Origin of the sequence: Mesorhizobium sp. M7A.F.Ca.US.006.01.1.1, from assembly GCF_003997935.1 — a bacterium.
GTDB lineage: Bacteria > Pseudomonadota > Alphaproteobacteria > Rhizobiales > Rhizobiaceae > Mesorhizobium.
This window is the reverse complement of sequence record NZ_RZQL01000071.1, coordinates 1-16571: the sequence shown is the minus strand read 5'-3', so window position 1 is coordinate 16571 and position 16571 is coordinate 1. Positions and strand designations below refer to the sequence as shown.

Below are 16571 nucleotides of genomic sequence, written 5' to 3'. Positions count from 1 at the left end.
TGCGTGAAGTGGGGACGACCCGGGCCGGTCTCCACGGGCGAAGAGCGTACGCTGTCGAAACGTGGCAGGGTTCTGAGCGGCCCCTTGGACCCCTATGCAAGCGTGGCTGAGCGCGCGCGAGAGCCCGCCCATCGGGCGCGTGATGCGCGACCTCGCTAGTCGGCCCTCATAGCTGCGGAAGCGCTTGCGCCATTCCGCATCAGCATTCGATCGTGTAGCATCGACAACCGCGTCGCGTGATAAAGCACGCTGCGCTTGTGATAGTCCGAGTCCAGCGGCTCAAACAATATTGTCATGACGACAAATCCTCCGTTTCATTGCGATAGGAGGTCATTTGATGACGCCCCGTAACGATGCTGGTCTGGCGCTCCCGAGCCTCCATAACGCAGTGTCGGGCTGCCCGAATCCTGCAGCACAAGGCAATATTGACCGCGACGCCATTTTCCCGGTCCGTTTCCTCCTTCGCGCGCGACAGCGATTTCTCGGCTCGTTTGACGCGTAACCTTGCACGTCCAAGTTCGAAATCAAGACTTTCAGCCATTGTTGCGCTTCCAATTCGGTTGCGGTCCCTTCGACCGATAAAGTACGTCTGTTCTGTTTGGTTCCGGCCAACAAGAGCAATCGCGACCCGGCTCCCAGTTTTTAACAGGAGCCAGGCAAACGACTTATCTTAGTCGTCGTTGTCCTCGATGATCACGTGGCGCCGGTGATGGCGGCGTTCGATCGAGCCCGTGGTGACGACCACGTGATCGCGGCGATGGTGCTTGCGATGCCAATGGCGCTGGCCGTTGTCGTAAAAGGCTTCCGTGCCGTGACGGCGATGGTGAAGGCGAGCTCCATCCTCGTTGATGACGGCAATGCGGTTGTTATGGTGACGGTGATGCTTGTTCGTGGTGATGACGATTGAGTCCGCCGAAGCCACGGCAGGGGCGGCCAGGCAAAGGGCCAGCGCGCCCAGAATCAGGGTGGTTCTCATTTTCAACTCTCCAAGGAATTAAGATGCCCTTCGGTCAATAAACATCGTTTGCGCGCTTTGGTTCCTGAAGGTCAGCACGCAGTCATCGCGATCCATTCTCGGGTAAGGCCGCCTTATCAGCTCTTGTCAGCGCCTCGGTGCGCGATAATTTTTGTGGGGAAGGGACTTCAATCAAAAGGAGCCGACGATGGAACACCAAACTCTAAGCCAACTGCAGACAATTGCGGAAGTAGAACCCCTGTCGACATACCCGATCATGACCCGCCAACAGCGCATCGAGCGCTGGGCTGAGTTGCTGGAACAACATCCCGAGCGACGCCTGAGAGCGCTTACCGGCACTGAGTATCTGAAGCGGGAAGCTCGCGACGCAGCGCGCGGCGAGGGCTCGCCGATTACAGTGGCTTTCGAGGACCCGCTACTGCGTGCGTTGGGCCTGAAGGATGACACCTATGGGGAAGCAAAACGCTTCTTCGAACTGTCTGACGGGGAATTGCATGGCATCGTCTGCAGTTGCCATGTCGGAACCATGTTCAGAGGGCAGTGGGCTGCCGCTAGAGTCCGTCGGTCAATCGGAGGGAACAGGTTTCTTAAGTGGGTTAGAGAGAGAATGTGGCACTGAGGTCGCCAAGGACGGCGATTGAAGCTCGTTCCGAGATGAACGACTGGCGCGCCAGCGCTCCGCCGTGGTGACGACGGGGCCGACGCCTGTCCCAAGGTAGTGACGGCTGTGCAGACGGGTGGCGCGCTCCTCGGTCCCGCTTTACTGCAGTCCAGGCAAGGCTGCATACGCCTGGGGCGGGATTCTGGATTCTTCTTTGCGGCTAGCATCACCACGTGACGACGTCGATCGTTCGGCCATCTGCTGCGCTAACCTCGGCGGCGCCTGGCCTGAATGGCAGCAAAAGTCACTGGGCGAAAATCCCAGGCGTCGACCCCGACATCGTGCTGGCGCGTCATTGGCTTCAGCCGGCCATGAGAATGGCCGTGCAGGTTTATTGATTTCTTGCCGATCTGGTTCCAGGTGCGGAACGGGTAGTGGCAAAGAACCAGGAAACTGCCCTCGACAGTTAGCTCCTTGTAGTGTTGCACGCTAGCCCAAGCCGAAGCGCCGAGCGTTACCACGCCGTCGTTGTTGCCGATGATCAGGTGCTTGGTGCCGTGGAGACGGGACAGCAGCGAAGACACTGTCTCGGCAGATCCCTTGGCGAAGTCGCCGAGGTGCCAAACCTCGTCGCTTGGAGCAACAGTCTCGTTCCAAAGTTCAATCAGTGCTTGGTCATGCCCCGCCAATGAACTGAAGGGGCGGGGGGCAAGCCGCAGAATACGGGGATCGTTGAAATGCGTGTCGGAGGTGAAGAAGATCATGCGCCGCCGCTGGCTGAGACGAGCGATCGACGATCGCTTCTAAGTTCGGTTGCCGGAGCTCCTTTTGGGTCCATCATCGATCCTGATTTGGGCTTCCCTGAGCATCTTGAGTGCCTCCTCCTTGGTGAGGCCGCACTTGCGCGCAAAGTAGAGCGCTTCGATCGCCTGTTCACGATCCGCCGTGGCTTCTGAGGGCTGTTTGGGCTTCTTACCCATCGTTCCCAATCACTTTTTGATGCCACCGAACCATCACCGTGGCGGGATGTTCCCCCTCGGATCTGCTAATCTGCTGAGCGCCGCCGCCTGATGTCGTTCCTGGGTTTGTATAAATTCCATGCCGGCGTGGGGAGGGATCGGCGGTGCGTTTTTTGGGTGAGCCAGTCTGAGGCGCTTCTAAGGGCCACGCCACCGAGCCGGCGGGCGAAGCATTGTCGTTGGTTCAAAGATCCGTTCTGGTCCGCCCTCGCTCAAAAACCGGAACGTCTTCATCATCTCCTTCGCTTAATCCCGTGGGGATGTCTTCCGCGAAGCTGCGGGTCATCTCTTCGGTCTCGCTCAACCCGTCGACCGTTTCATTTGCGCCGGCTCCCTCGTCGTGACGGCCCGTGATCTCGCTTCGAGGCTGCGCGCCGATCGGCTGTTCGATGTCGTGGGACCCCAAAACGCCCGGTCCCGCACCGTGTCTATCCTCGTGGCCGGCGATGCTCTCGAGTACGGCAGCATCCTCCTCGGGGATGGGTTTGTCATTGGCAAAGTCGCTCTTTTGCTTCCGGGTTGTTATCGGCATGTTGTGAACTCCTACGCAGTGAATCGCACAACGTACGACTACGGCCGAAGTTGCGAGGCGGCCGCTTTGATTTTAAGGAACCCCGACTTCGGGCAAGCGGTCGCAAAAATGGAGACAGCGGCGCACGTGCTGAAATGGAACAATCAAGCGCGCAAGTTGGCACGATGGCGGGATTTTGAACGAAGCACTCCTCTCCTCGCTATCGACTCCAGTCGGGTAAGGCCTGCTCCGAGCCACGGTTCTTGCACGGCGCTTTGCAAAAGGCGCCAATCGAGGCCGAACGAACTGCGCTCGGATGCTTTACAGCCGCCAACAGGCTGCGCGGTCGCGTCGTTTTTCGCCGCTTAATGGCACAGCGATGGCGAAGGTGGCGGACGAGCCTTAAGCACCAGCTTACGAGTATGCGTGCCTCGCTGGCGAGCTTGCCCACATTCGCGCGGCGCGAACTAGAGACGCTGCCGCGATACGTGCGGGCAGCAGATAGCCTGACACACAGGAAGCGGCCTGCGAATGTGATTAAGCAGCCCACGTTAGGCGCGAGTTGGGCGCAGTCACTCAGCAGCTGCCGGTGTGATCATCACCGGCGAAGCCTGTCCGCGAGACGGAGCCCAAGGGCCAAGATCGTCAAGGTGGGATTCGCCTGGCTGGATGTTGCCAGAACCGAGCCGCCCGCGATGTGCAGGTTCATCAGTCCATGAACTCGGCATTCAGCGTCAACAACCCCGTCGGTCGGGCTCGCAGACATTCGCGTGGTACCGAGGTGATGACCGTCCATGGCGCCTGATTTGTCTGCCATTTCGATCACATGGCCAGGTTCAAATCCTGAAATGGTAGCTCCGATCTTCTCCAGCTTCCAACCGAGCAGTCGATAGGCGCGCGCGATGCTTTGGAGATCGTTGCTCGTGGTTTTCCAATCGACGCGCAGCTTCGGCATACCCAATCGGTCGCGTTCGCTCACCAACGTCAGTCTGCTTGCGGGGTTCGGCTCCTGTTCCGAATGAAACTCAAGATTGACCACATTGGCGCGCGGCCCCAATACGATGGAGGGCAGCTTTCGCCGTGCGAAAGTTCTGTTCGCCATCCAGCGCAAACCGAAGCGCCCGAGGCGCACTGGCGAGGATACGACGTTCTGAACGTGCGCGAGCTTTTCGTCCAGCGTCATTGAATGTTGCAGCCGACCTCTGAGGTGTTTCGGGAGAAATGTCCTTTTCACGAGATACATCGCCGAGAGGATCGGGTCGTTGTGGCTGGGATCGGCTGGATCTGGGAGATGGGTGCGGAAGATCTGGTTGAGCAAGCAATGCTCCCGCTGCGCTCGCTCCGTGAGCGACAGCCGCCTTCGGCAGTAGATGCCGGCCGCGTCCCGCTCGTAGCCAAAAGCAACCGCCTGCTGGGCGTTCGGCAACTTTAGTGCTCCGACTGTGCCTCCCAGATGGGCCATATAGAAACGACCGAGCTGATCTCGGGCGTTGCCGATACCAGCTGGCATCACATCATTCGAGGCAAGTAGCAATCGGGTGGTCTCAAAGCCGCCGGCGGCTACAATGTAATGGCAAGCCGTGACCTCACGCTTTGTGCCCTTCAAGTCAACACAGTCGATGTGGTGGACGCAACGCCCGTTCGGCGCCAGGCGAATTCCCGTCGCCGCAGCGTTTAACCAGATGTGGATATGACGCGAAGTCCGCAGCAACCCGGAAAGCCGTTTCCACACGTTGGTTGGTCGACTAAACCGCTCCAGGCGGGTCCTGAACAAATCGCCGTCGACGCCCTCGAATAGTTCAACGCGAGAACCAGGCAACGCGCTTGTTGGATCGTAGTCGTAAGACCCGACCTCGATCACCTCGTGCGCCCGACGGTAGTAGGGCAGCAGGGTTTCATAGGTGATCGGCCAGCCCGAATTGCACACCCATTCCCGCTTCTGGAAGTCGATGCTATCGAACGGCACGCAGCGGCCACCCCATGCTCGGCTCGATCCTCCCAGCGCTCGTATCCGGAAATTCTGGACAGGCGGGTGGACGAGGGGATCTGCGACAATGCCGTGGTAGAGCTCCTGCGATCTCTTGGTCTGCCACCTGCCGCCCGCTTCCAGAACGCAGACGCGTAGCTTTGCATTTTCGAGCGCCGCGGCGATGGCCAGGCCGACAGTGCCACCTCCGACAATGCAGATGTCGTAGGCAAGTCCGTCGCCCGCTACGGTGAATTGAGCGATCAACGTTCACTCCGGATTTGTTCGATCCCCGAAGGCACGCTCCCACCCTTCGCGCCCGGCTTGGGCGAAGCAGGTAGCGCGCGAGGAGCAGTTGGCAACCACCCAATTGATCGCATTTGAAGCGCCGGCCCAAAAGAGGTGGCTTTGGTGACGAGGTCCGTGACGACTTCAAGGGGCCCGAACCGGAAGAGTTTTTGTCGCGACCACCCTCAAAGGGGCATGGTTATGGTGAACGCTACTTCTCAGCCTGAGTTCGGTGGTGGTATTCCGGTTCGATCCGCGAGATTTCCCGCCCATGGCTCGCCGACAGACACGCTGTTGGCTCCGGCTGAAGCCTTGCCTCTGCTTGCGAGGTTGCCATGGCGATCCGGAACCTCGAGGCATGTGGAGAGTTGTCCAGCAGCCCAGCGGAGATCCAAGCCATGGCGCTACCAGATGCCAGTTCCGGCGCGGCCGCGCAGCCGAAACGCTCTAGCAAGCCGGCAATCCCATCGCCGCACGCCACAAGGCTTCCGGAGCAGGATTATCGATAGACGGGCGCCCAACGATATGAAGGACAATGGCCCATGAACGTCGCCAACCTGCAATTGGAAGGTTTGCTTATGGCGGTCGCTGCCGTCAATAACGCCTTGGTCCGGAGGGGCCTTCTTTCGGTTGATGATATCGATATGGCTTTGAAAACCGCGGAGGCCTCGTTCACGGCTGATGAGCGCCTCTTCGAGGACATGTCGCCCGCCAACCGGGACGCAGTCTGTTTTCCTTTGCGGCTTTTGCGGTTGGCTAACACCAAACAGTTCGAAGCGGGTGTGCCACCGTTTGCCGAGCTGGCCAGGCAAGTCGGGATAACCAAGCAGCCCTACAACGATCAGATGTGAAGGGAGGAAGACAGGCAGGTGCAGGAAATCGTCGTGGTCAACAAGGTGGTCGAATTCCGGGGAGAGGCGGTGACCGCATACCGTGACGGTCCCGCACACGCTGCATGCCACCGCTTTCGGCGAGGCGGGCCGCGACCCTGGACGCGAGACCATTCCCGCATTGAACCCGTAGCTCTGGCGAAGGCACCACATGGAATATTTTCGAGCACAAGGAACATGTCAGCCCACGGGTGTTTAGGCCGCAATGACAATCATCGCCGTCACGACAATGAACTACCCTCTCGCCGTCTTCCCTGGCCCGAAGCGACGCAGGCTCTCAGCAATTGCGCGACTGGAACGAAGCCGCGGCAAGTGGCTGGCGCAGAACTGGATCCACATGACCGGTAAGCAGAAACAGGAGCCGGTCGCGGGCAGCGAACCACAATGCGGCTGCCATGAGCCGTGCGGTTCCAGATGGTTGGCTGCATTCCAAGATCGACAGCAACCGAAACAACAAGCGCCTTTAGGGTCTGCCTGCGCGCGTGGCCTCGAAAGCCTTGGCCATGAACGATGACCCTGTGGATTCGCTCGCCAACGCAATTCACCACCGCAGCGCAATTCTGTTTGTTGGGGCAGGGGTGTCGATCAGTGTTGGACTCCCTTCTTGGGAGAAGCTGATAGAGCGAATGGCAAAGGAGCTCGGTGTCGACGACGAATTTTCCATGCGACGCGATCGTTTTCAAACCCTGGCCGAGTACTATCGGATCAAGCATGGCAGCATCGGGCCACTTCGCAGTTGGATGGACCGAAATTGGTCTGTCCCCAAGGACCGGATCGAGAAATCCGAGTTGCATCGTCTCATCGTGAAGCTCGATTTCCCTGTCATCTACACAACCAATTATGACCGTAACCTGGAACTGGCTTATGAAATATACGGTCGGGACTACGTGAAAGTGGCCAATGCACGCGATGTGGCGCAGGCCCGCCAGGGCGTTACCCACATCGTCAAATTCCATGGTGATTTCGACGAGGATTCTTCCCTCGTCCTCACCGAGACGGACTACCTTGATCGCCTCTCCTTCAATTCTCCGCTGGACGTGCGTTTTCGCTCGGATGCACTCGGCAGCACGATCCTTTTCATTGGCTATAGCCTTTCCGACCCAAACATTCGGTTGTTGCTGCACCGTCTCTGGCAGACGTGGCATCGGTCCGGCTATGAGAAAGATCGCCCGCCGTCGTTCATCTTCATGACCAGCCGAAACCCTGTGGAGGAGGCCGTGCTTGGACGTTGGGGCATTTCGGTCGTCGTCGGCGAAATCGACGAGCCGCAAGCTGCTTTGGTGGACTTCCTCAGCCGGCTGGCGGAGATGGTTGGGGACGGAGCCGAGCCTGGAGAGACGACCCATGAGGGAACCGTCGTCAGACAAAGAGCGATTGAAACAGTCAGGTCCAGGGGCAGCTAGGCGGGCTCTCAAGGAACGCCTTACGGCAGAGAACGTCGTTCCAGAGGCGATCATAGCCAGTTTGTGTGGCCAGTTTGAAAATCGCATCCCATAGAGCATGGATCTCCCATGTGAGCTTTCAACTATTCTGGCGGACGCGCTGGAACATTCTCGCATCAACAAGCTTCGAAGGGGGCACTGTTCCCGTTCAGTGTGTTTTCCCCCTGTGAGACTGCCCGCCGCCGAAAGGTGGCGGGCTTTTTTGTTGGGATGCAACCTTGGACATTATAGCGACTTTGGCCGGACACGCGCAGCGTCGCTTCCCATCATCGGTGCCTGAAGTTGGCGACAGCTTCGAAGTCCTCCCGATGCGATCGCAATTTTTGGGATAGATGTTCGTGTGGTGCCTGTCGGCGACCTGGACGCTGCCTTACCAGAACCGGCCTCCTCCGGTCCGAACCACGGCGCTGGAACCTCATGAAAAGATCGATGTTCGGTATGCAGCTTGCCCTGCACAGCCAAGCGGTCTGGTGCGGCCCGTCGCCGCCTGGTCTGTTCAGCGGCGGGCCTTTGTGTGGTGATGACGCCACCGGCATTATTTGGCCAAGCTGGGAACCTGTGTCGCGAATCAAAGTTTGGGTGGCAGCTTGGCTTACAACCCCGGGCCAAGTGGTCTAAAAGCAAGACCCGCCATTGCTGATCAATGACGGGTCTTCGCTGTGCATCGATCGATGGACCAACATCCCGAAGCTCAGCGCCGCGCCCCGTCCTTCGCACAGAGCGTTGGCGTCACACGCCTGTCATGGGACGAGCTTATTCGCTGAAGAACCGGCCTGCGGCCAGCGACCTGCGTTTTTTTTAGGATGGCTCGACGCCGAGGTCGGTCCGCTCCTGCCTACCTGGCTGCCGTTGCCGGTCGGAGGGCGGGAGAGGAATGACCTCCTGCTCACTGCGCCCGGCAGCTTCGCCGAGTTTGTATGCCGCATATAAGGCGCCGATTCTGACAAGCCAACGGATCATCGCGATCTCCTTTGGCGCCCAGAACACAGCGGCTTTCGATATGTTCCACATGCTGGAAGCGCCACCCTCTGCATCGTGCAGAATGGCGAGTGCTACAGACCATCGCGGCATGCCGACGTTTGGCATGTCTATCGGTGTCGATGCTCTCATCAACGCCTCGGCGTAATTCGTGCGCCGCGGCAGGTGCTTGCAGCGGATGAAGGCCGCTCGATCATGTGGCGGCCGCTACGGGACGCCGTCCTAAACGTGAAGCCAGGCTCAAACGAACCTCCTCGGTTTTATGAACCAAAGCTCTGCCGTCGTCGCTGTCATGATATTCCGCACGTCAACGAGATGGTCAGAAAACGAGTGATCGAACCAAGCATCAGCCGGACGTGCTGGCAGGCGAACACTCTTCCGCTGCCTCGTCGGTTACCCTTCCCGTCCCGGTGGAGCGTCACTGGCCTTGTCGTTGCCTTGTAAGCTGGGGCACTCGCGCGGCCTCGTTGTCCCTCGCTGCGAGACTGTCGTCAGACGCTTGGTATATCTGTCGAACAATTCCACCTTTTCTGGATAGGTAAGGCGGTGTAAACGCTGGCAACCTTCGCACCGATAGTGGGCGGCAGCGATGAACCAACGCCCCGGTTTGATGAAAGCCGTTCCGCATGCCGGACATTCGAGCGTCATCTCAATCGAAGACAGTGTCTGGGGGAGCGGCATCAGGTCCCGTGGCTCAAACCGCCGCCGCCAGAAGCAGCGTTATACCCACGACCGTCGACCCACAGATGGTCGCTAGAAGCACAATCGGCCGCGGATACTCGGTGGGTGCTGCGCTGGTGAGGTCGGAACCTCGAAATCTCACGGCGCTGGGCGACTGGACGTGGGCAGCGGTAGACTTGTCATTGCACGCTAGCACAGAAAGACGCTGGGCGATATCGGCGGCGATGAGAGGATCGTCCGCCACCAACTTCGACCAGTCCGAAACAGTGCCGATTTCGTGATGCAACATCGTTCCCTCCCAGGTGATCGCACAACTGCGAGATCTGACCTTTGTTCCTTTGATTTTTGCGAGGGGGGAAGTCGCGCCCGCTGTCTCGATGGACGGCGGGTCACATGCGACTGATCGCTATTTCCGGGGCTCCGGGAACTTGATTATCGTCGCGCTGTCTTCCGGCTCCAGCGGCTCGTGGCCAGGCCGTTCGTGCCACATGACTTGCCGCAAATCGGTCTGATCGACTTTCTGGCCGCAAGATGGACACGCGTAGAAGCGGTCCTTTTCGCGAATGCAATTACCCCCGTTGCGGGGGATGCGAGGTCCAAGGTCAGACAGTTTTGTCATGGCGACGAAAATCACCGCCGGAGGAAAAAGTTCCCGCCATTTCAGCAAAAACCAACGGAACACTCTTTGGCGCCCGAGGTTCGATGAGCTGAAAGCATCGTGACTGCATGGACGCTTCCGCCAGCCCATCGACAGCCTCTATGGCACGATCCACGATGCCATCTCCACTACGATCCTGGTTTGACCGGATGATGCTCGCGGCCGCAGGTTCCTCGACGATTGGATCGCGAGCCATCTGCCGTTTCCAGAACCGGCTCCCCCCATGGCTGCCAGCGACCTTGCGGACCAGCCGCCGGTGATGCCGGTACCAAGCCTGACGAGGGCAATGAAGAAGTCAGGAGCGTATCGGAAGTAATGTTCAAACGATGCATACAGCAACGACGCCTCACCGGCTTGACCGGTTTCTTGGCTCGCGCCTTTAGGTGGGCTGTGGGTCAAGTGGATTGCTAATACGAGGCTCAAGGACCTTTATCGTTATGCTTGTCTCTGCCGGCTGCGCCACATTCTATTGGTGGTGGAGAGACTGCTATGCCCTTCAGGGCGGGCTAGCGATGGAGCGCCTTCGAAGGTGAAAGCAATTCCCGCGTCCTCAAACGCCTGACGCATGGCCGCGATCTTGTGGGGACGCGGATTTCGAATACCGTTCTCAAAATCTCTGATCGTCATTTCGCTAACGCTCGCTTTTGCGGCAAGCCGTACTCGCGGCCAGTTCAGCAGGGCGCGTGCTGCTCTCGATTGAGCTGGTGAAAGTTGGGTTCGGCTGTCCATAGGATTTGAACATTCGATACGTCTAAAATGTTCCTTCGATCTATCGACGATCGAAAGATCGAGCAATTCCCGCGCGGGGGACGGTCGTCACGAGCGATGTCTCAGCAATGCATGCGTCAGGCAATAGGCCGGCACTGGGACGAGGGGGCAAGCAGTGGGCGCCTGAAGCGAGCGCTGAGGGTTGGCGGGCGTCCGCCCGCTATCGCAACCAACCCTGTTGCGGCTCGTTGACCTATGCTGGTCGGTCCCAGCACACTCCAGAACCTGCCCGCCACCACTTCGCGGTGGCCGGCTTTTTGTGAATCAGAGGAACCTGATATGCCACGGCAGGTTGGAAGAGCGGCAGCGTCCCCCGCTGCCGGTCGAGGTCCCCAAGCCTCGCCCGGGTCCGCCTCTACCCGCAAGTGGGGGCGGACCCACTAAATATGTTGCGGATCCAGGCAACCTGGTTTGTTGCTGTGACGGGCCTTCGCGCTGGCGCTGCTACACACCTCATTGCAAGCACTCTACCGTGTCTGGGCCCGACCAAAGCCCGACATGGAATCGCAAAGGTCTGACCTATGAAACAAGGAAGCCTTTTCCACATTTGGAATGTGACCGTCGATCATCGTCCCTTCATCGTCGGTTGGTTGATTACCCGCCACGGCTCGCTTGGCGTGGCGGGTACTCATTCATGGAGAGTGTATGCAGCCTGGTGAGATCATCGCGAACGTGTTTGCAGCGGGGTTGGTCAGTGTCCTGGTAGCAGTCGTTTTTCTGATTTTCGGGAACCCGCTCTGGCCTGAACGACACGTCCGGATGGTCATCATCCCGCCTGTCCATCGAATGACAACCACCGCCATCAAAAATGCCTGGCCAGACCTGCCGGACAAAATTGATTTGAACGTTTCGCGCCCGAGGCCTGCCACCAATGAGCGGATCTGAAGCGTCCTTCGAAGCGCACTCTTAGATGCGCGCAGAGGCTTCGGATCATGGCGCGTCGGTTCACCGCCTGGCCCAGGAGAAACGGAGGGCTCTGCCCAATTCGCTTCATCGACCTAGATGTAGAAGCTGACCTAGAGCGTTATGGCGCGCGCCCTATGGCAGGGTGGCCGGTCAGCTTTCCGGTCTAGACTGAAGTGCATTGTGGATATGTGTTGCTGCGGTGGCGGCATGGCCAAACGCAACGGCAATTTGATTGAGGCCCTCAGCCACGTCTCCAATGGCATAGAGACCCGCAGTCGACGTTTCGAGGTGTCGGCTGACCAGAACATATCCTTGCGCGTCACACTCTGCACCGAGTGCGACGGCAAGTTCAGAGCGCACATCAGACCCCATTGCGGGGTACACCACATCCAATTCCCGCATTGGCGCACCTTCGGCCATGACAACGTCGAACCCAGTTGCCCGAGCGACCAGATCCTCGACGGTGTCCCAGATGTCAATGCCGCCTGCCGAGGCCATGCCGCGGGCGGCATCCGAAATATCCTCCGGATAGTTGGCGAGCAAGGTAACCTGACCGCTGTACTCCTTCAAAAACAGGGCTTCCTTGAGCGCCAGATGCTCTGGGCCGACGACGCCGATGCGCTTGCCCACGGCCTCATAGGCGTCGCAGACCGGACACAGTCGGACAGTGCCGGCCGCGACGGCCTCCTCCAGCCCTTCTATTGCCGGGGCCTTGTCCACGATCCCGGTTGCAAGAACCACGCGCTTTGCTCGGATGGTCCCGAAGGTGGTCGTCAGCACAAAGGTCCCGTCGCGCTTCTTGGCGCCCGCTACACGACCGTCCACTACGCCTGCACCGTATCTCTGTGCCTGGGCTTTGAGACGGCCGAGCAACTCTGACCCGCTTACGCCGTCCGGGAAGCCAGGACAGTTATGCGATTTTGGAATGAGCTTGGCTCGTGCGTCGCCGGCGTCGACCACGATCACCGAATGCAGGAATCTGGCCAGATACATGCCTGCCGCAAGTCCTGCGGGGCCGCCGCCGACAATAGCCACGTCGAATTCATGACCGCGGGAAGAAATTGGCATTTCGCCCAACATTGCAAACAGGATCTTGTTCCCTGCTTTGGCAGAGGGGATGAGCAGGCGACGGTCAGGCCTCCAAACGTGATTTACGCGGCAACTCGTCGAGGTCCCTTTCACCGGGCGATGGCGCGCGCCTCAATCTGATTTGCGCAGTCTTCGCCATCAAGCGATTCCAGCTTCTGCAAATCAGGCTTCAATTCGAGGTGCCCGAAAATGCCGACATGGCATTTCACAGGCCAACTTGCCATTAGACCTGCGACCGTGCGCATTTCCCAAGCCCACGCGATTCGAATCGGATCGACCTGCCGGGAAAACCCACCTGATAGCCCCGTCCTTCCGATCCGGAGGGGCGCAATGCTGATCGTCTGAAGGGCCGCTCAAATTTACTGACCCAGTCGAGGTGCAGACTATCATAGTTGATTGTTGCTGCCGGTGACCTCGCGTAATCAAAGGCTCACGAGGCTTTCCAACAGAGGACGGTATGTTGTATCCAGGCCGATTTTTGGAACCGAGCGATATTGTGATGCTTGCCCGTGTTTGTGCGACGGTCTGCGAACAGCGCGGCGTACCTGTTGCTTCGCGGGCCGGAGAACGGACAGCTGCGCACGTACTCAGGCTGTTTCTGAACGGCTTGACTGGGGAGAATGAGCTGATCGATGCTGAGAAGAACTGGGCTCGCGGGAGTGATCTGGCTTTCGAGGGGGCTCCTGTCAGCTACGAAAACAAAAGAGAGGCCGCGTGATTCAAGCTTCCTGAGAATCGAATGTAGCCAAGAAAACTGCTCGCCCACGGGTCAGGCACCAGAGGCACCCTCCCTGCAATCGGGGGCGTTGCTGTGGCACTTCAGGTGAGAAAAGGATCTCCGCACGCCGCCCGATCCGTGGTGTCCGGGCGATTTTCCAGGTGGACTCGACATGAGGCAAGTGCATGCTTTTTGATCCCGGCTCGGGCCTTCCTGGTTTGGGGCTGAAGCGTCGGATTGGTCGGGGCACATCGATGTCTGTCAAAGTCCGAAGACCGCTTCGTAAGATCCGTTTCTAAACGCTGCCGATCCGCTCCTGGCCAAACGCCGCCGGACCGCTTTGGCCCCCGCAATGAGCGAGGCAACAAAAGGGGCGGTTTGGGGTTTCTCATTAGTCGCATTGGCGGCCGGGGCATTCGAAGACATGACTACGCCGCAAATTTTGTCGTTTGCCGTAACCTTCGTGATGATGGCAGCGTTCGTGTGGGGTCGCTATCGATATGATCTGGTCGCGGCTGTGGCACTGTTGCTTGCTGTCGCGGTTGGCATTGTGCCTTTTGACGAAGCCTTCAGCGGGTTCAGCGACGATATCGTGGTTATTGTCGGCAGTGCTCTGCTGGTGAGCGCAGGGATAGCACGCTCGGGAATCATGGAGGCAGCGATCAAGCGCTTTGCTCCGAAATTATCGGGAGTTCGGTCGCAACTGGCGCTGCTGGTGATCGTGGTCACGATCCTCTCTGCCTTTGTAAAGAATATCGGGGCGCTCGCTATCATGATTCCGATCGCCTTCCAGTTCGCGCGCCGGTCTAACATTTCACCCTCGATATTCCTGATGCCCATGGCATTCGGGTCGCTGCTCGGCGGACTAATGACGCAGGTGGGAACATCACCCAACATCGTAGTGTCCCGAGTGCGAGAGGAGCTGATCGGAACCGCCTTCACAATGTTCGACTTCACACCTGTTGGAGCTGCCATAGCCGCTGCCGGAACGATCTTCCTGCTGTTTTTCTATTGGTTGTTGCCGGTGCGCGAAAAGCTTGGCGGGTCGCTGAATGAAGCCCTCGACATCAAGAATTACCTTACAGAGGCTCGAATTGTCGCCGACTCCACGGTGCTCGGGAAAACCGTCGCAGACCTCATGAAGCTCGCCGGCGGCGATGCAATCGTGACGTCGATCCTGCGCAATCGCACGATGCGGATGACGCCACTGCCCGACGTGGTCCTCAAGGTGGATGACATCCTGTTGCTCGAGGGCGACCCAGAAGCGCTGGATCGCCTTGTCTCCCAGGGCAGGCTCAGCGTGACCGGGGATAGGGGCGGTGGTGACGACACCACCAACGAAATGGTCGCTATCGAAGCCGTAATCGGTGAAAGCTCCTCTTTGATCGGCTGGACCGCCCAGCGCCTTGCCCTTTACGATCGCTTCAATGTCAACCTCCTGGCCGTCAGCCGTCGTGGGGAGCGCCTCGACCGCAGGCTGGCCGCAGTCGAGCTGAGGCTCGGGGACGTTGTCGTCTTGCGGGGCGGTGCAGCGAGGATGCCCGAGATACTTCGTGAACTCGGCTGCTTACCGCTGGCAGAAAGGGCTATCCTTCTTGGCAGCGTCCGCAAGGGTATCGTGCCGGTAGTGGTGCTTGCTCTCGCCATGGTGGCGACGGCGTTTGGGCTGCTGCCAGTCTCCGTCGCTTTTTTCGCGGCCGCGGTCGCGATTGTGCTTTTCAAGGTCATTCCGCTCCGCGATGTTTACCAATCGCTCGATGGGCCTATCCTCGTCATGCTCGCCGTTCTCATTCCAGTGAGCGATTCACTACGCAGTACAGGAGCTACGGGAGTAGTTGCCGGCGAGCTTGCCAGACTGGGGACCCTCCTTCCGGCGTCCGGCGCACTGACGCTCATCCTTGTCGCCGCCATGGCCGTTACGCCATTCCTCAACAATGCCGCCACCGTCCTTGTCATGGCGCCTATCGCCGCCGAATTTGCTAGTGATCTGGGCTACAGGCCCGAACCGTTCTTGATGGCTGTCGCCATTGGCGCCGGCTGTGATTTTCTCACCCCGATCGGACACCAGTGCAACACGCTTGTCATGGGGCCGGGTGGCTACCGCTTCAGCGACTATCCGCGTCTGGGACTGCCCCTGTCTTTCCTCGTAGTCATTATTGCTGTGCCGATGCTTATGATCGTCTGGCCAATGAACTGACATCCGATATTCGGATGTCTTCTTGGAAATCCCACACGACACCACATTCGTGAATGAGGTCGCCGCGCAAGCCTGACGCGGGCTGGCCAACCTGCGGTCAGTGTCGCCAGCAGTTCCCCTCTCGTCCCGCCCGCGGCAACAGAAACTGTGTTCCGGCCGCTCTATCGGGGCAAAGGGAAAGCCAGCAAACAAACCTTAGGCCATGGACTATACACCGCAGCGAGATTGTCAGGGGCTTGGCGGAGTATTGACGTCGTTTCTCACCTAGGAAAAGCCGGTTCACCTTCGTGATGACGACAGGCCGATAACTCTTTCTTCGAGAATACGAGGCCCTTTCGGGCTGCGATCAGCATCACAAGTCGTGTGTTGCTCAGCGGCAGGGCCCTGGTGAACTGCAAGTCGTCGCGACGACCATTCGACCTTGGTGCTACCTGAGATACCAGCGTTGCACATCGCGCAGGAAGGACGAGGGCGGCTGTTAGCCGCCCAGTCATTTCATCTCACACGTTGCGACGACCTCTGGCGCTTTCCAGGTCATCACCTGTGTAGACTTCATCCGTTGGATCGAAGCCGGTCCAACCGCCTGCTTCGTATTCGGTTCGCCGATGGGCTATGTCGACGGAATTATATTGCTTCAGTATCTGTTCCGCGTCGGGGACAAGGTCGTCTTCGACCCTGGCTATAACCATTGTTCCCCCGCGCCGAACGCCTTCGGCATAAACATGTGCGTCGCTTTCCGGCACACCGGACTCTGTCATCGCGCCGATGATGCCGCCAGCTGCGCCACCGACCACGGCACCGCCGACAGCGCCGACCGCAGTCGCCGCCAGCCAGCCCGCGGCAACCACGGGGCCGAGACCAGGTATGGCCATCAGGCCAAGGC

General features: G+C 59.0%; 15 protein-coding genes and 1 pseudogene. 5 read left to right on the top strand and 11 right to left on the bottom strand.

The window, feature by feature from the left end; genetic code table 11:
• Positions 1 to 292: 292 nt before the first annotated feature.
• Positions 293 to 541 carry a hypothetical protein gene (locus tag EN943_RS14645; RefSeq protein WP_127413103.1) on the bottom strand — a complete coding sequence of 83 codons (249 nt, stop codon included), beginning with the start codon at positions 539 to 541 and terminating at the stop codon, positions 293 to 295.
• Positions 542 to 670: 129 nt separating this feature from the next.
• Positions 671 to 976: a hypothetical protein gene (locus EN943_RS14640; RefSeq protein ID WP_127296085.1), complete on the bottom strand. Its 306-nt coding sequence runs from the start codon at positions 974 to 976 to the stop codon at positions 671 to 673.
• Between the two features lie 187 nt (positions 977 to 1163).
• Here EN943_RS14640 and EN943_RS14635 point away from each other — a divergent pair, with 187 nt between their 5' ends.
• A complete protein-coding gene (locus EN943_RS14635; protein WP_127368947.1) occupies positions 1164 to 1595 on the top strand; it encodes a hypothetical protein in 432 nt (143 codons plus the stop codon).
• Positions 1596 to 1843: 248 nt separating this feature from the next.
• Here EN943_RS14635 and EN943_RS14630 read toward each other — a convergent pair whose 3' ends face one another.
• The 3 genes from EN943_RS14630 to EN943_RS14615 all read right to left on the bottom strand — a co-directional run bounded on the left by EN943_RS14630 (position 1844) and on the right by EN943_RS14615 (position 5340).
• Complete coding sequence (locus tag EN943_RS14630; protein ID WP_127368948.1) at positions 1844 to 2341, bottom strand: metallophosphoesterase family protein; 498 nt, start codon at positions 2339 to 2341, stop codon at positions 1844 to 1846.
• Between the two features lie 439 nt (positions 2342 to 2780).
• Positions 2781 to 3128 (bottom strand): hypothetical protein, encoded by a 348-nt coding sequence (locus EN943_RS14620; RefSeq protein WP_063170798.1) that lies wholly within the window; start codon positions 3126 to 3128, stop codon positions 2781 to 2783.
• 577 nt (positions 3129 to 3705) lie between these two features.
• Entirely contained in the window at positions 3706 to 5340 is a 1635-nt protein-coding gene (locus EN943_RS14615) for a GMC family oxidoreductase (RefSeq protein WP_127413102.1), read from the bottom strand.
• Between the two features lie 563 nt (positions 5341 to 5903).
• Here EN943_RS14615 and EN943_RS14610 point away from each other — a divergent pair.
• A complete protein-coding gene (locus EN943_RS14610; protein WP_027161855.1) occupies positions 5904 to 6212 on the top strand; it encodes a hypothetical protein in 309 nt (102 codons plus the stop codon).
• 542 nt (positions 6213 to 6754) lie between these two features.
• Positions 6755 to 7654, top strand: a complete 900-nt coding sequence (locus EN943_RS14605) for an SIR2 family protein (RefSeq protein WP_013525092.1) — start codon at positions 6755 to 6757, stop codon at positions 7652 to 7654.
• A 1711-nt stretch (positions 7655 to 9365) separates the two neighbouring features.
• On the opposite strand, the gene EN943_RS14590 is transcribed toward EN943_RS14605, so the two are convergent.
• The 3 genes from EN943_RS14590 to EN943_RS14580 all read right to left on the bottom strand — a co-directional run bounded on the left by EN943_RS14590 (position 9366) and on the right by EN943_RS14580 (position 10739).
• Complete coding sequence (locus EN943_RS14590) at positions 9366 to 9641, bottom strand: hypothetical protein (protein ID WP_127413101.1); 276 nt, start codon at positions 9639 to 9641, stop codon at positions 9366 to 9368.
• A 313-nt stretch (positions 9642 to 9954) separates the two neighbouring features.
• Positions 9955 to 10206 carry a hypothetical protein gene (locus EN943_RS37655; RefSeq protein WP_024504642.1) on the bottom strand — a complete coding sequence of 84 codons (252 nt, stop codon included), beginning with the start codon at positions 10204 to 10206 and terminating at the stop codon, positions 9955 to 9957.
• Between the two features lie 239 nt (positions 10207 to 10445).
• The gene (locus EN943_RS14580) at positions 10446 to 10739 is read right to left on the bottom strand and encodes a helix-turn-helix transcriptional regulator (protein WP_032808422.1); all 294 of its coding nucleotides are present in this window, start codon (positions 10737 to 10739) and stop codon (positions 10446 to 10448) included.
• 684 nt (positions 10740 to 11423) lie between these two features.
• On the opposite strand from EN943_RS14580, the gene EN943_RS14575 reads away from it, so the two are divergent.
• Positions 11424 to 11663 carry a hypothetical protein gene (locus tag EN943_RS14575; RefSeq protein ID WP_127413100.1) on the top strand — a complete coding sequence of 80 codons (240 nt, stop codon included), beginning with the start codon at positions 11424 to 11426 and terminating at the stop codon, positions 11661 to 11663.
• A gap of 171 nt (positions 11664 to 11834) precedes the next feature.
• Here EN943_RS14575 and EN943_RS14570 read toward each other — a convergent pair whose 3' ends face one another.
• A complete protein-coding gene (locus tag EN943_RS14570) occupies positions 11835 to 12764 on the bottom strand; it encodes an NAD(P)/FAD-dependent oxidoreductase (protein ID WP_245475849.1) in 930 nt (309 codons plus the stop codon).
• Between the two features lie 98 nt (positions 12765 to 12862).
• A complete protein-coding gene (locus EN943_RS37650; protein WP_161491093.1) occupies positions 12863 to 13018 on the bottom strand; it encodes a hypothetical protein in 156 nt (51 codons plus the stop codon).
• Between the two features lie 897 nt (positions 13019 to 13915).
• Between EN943_RS37650 and EN943_RS14560 the strand changes: the two genes are divergently transcribed.
• Positions 13916 to 15688: an SLC13 family permease gene (locus EN943_RS14560; RefSeq protein WP_127413109.1), complete on the top strand. Its 1773-nt coding sequence runs from the start codon at positions 13916 to 13918 to the stop codon at positions 15686 to 15688.
• A 500-nt stretch (positions 15689 to 16188) separates the two neighbouring features.
• Here EN943_RS14560 and EN943_RS14555 read toward each other — a convergent pair.
• Positions 16189 to 16571 (bottom strand): annotated as a pseudogene (locus EN943_RS14555) (hypothetical protein); the annotation flags it as partial.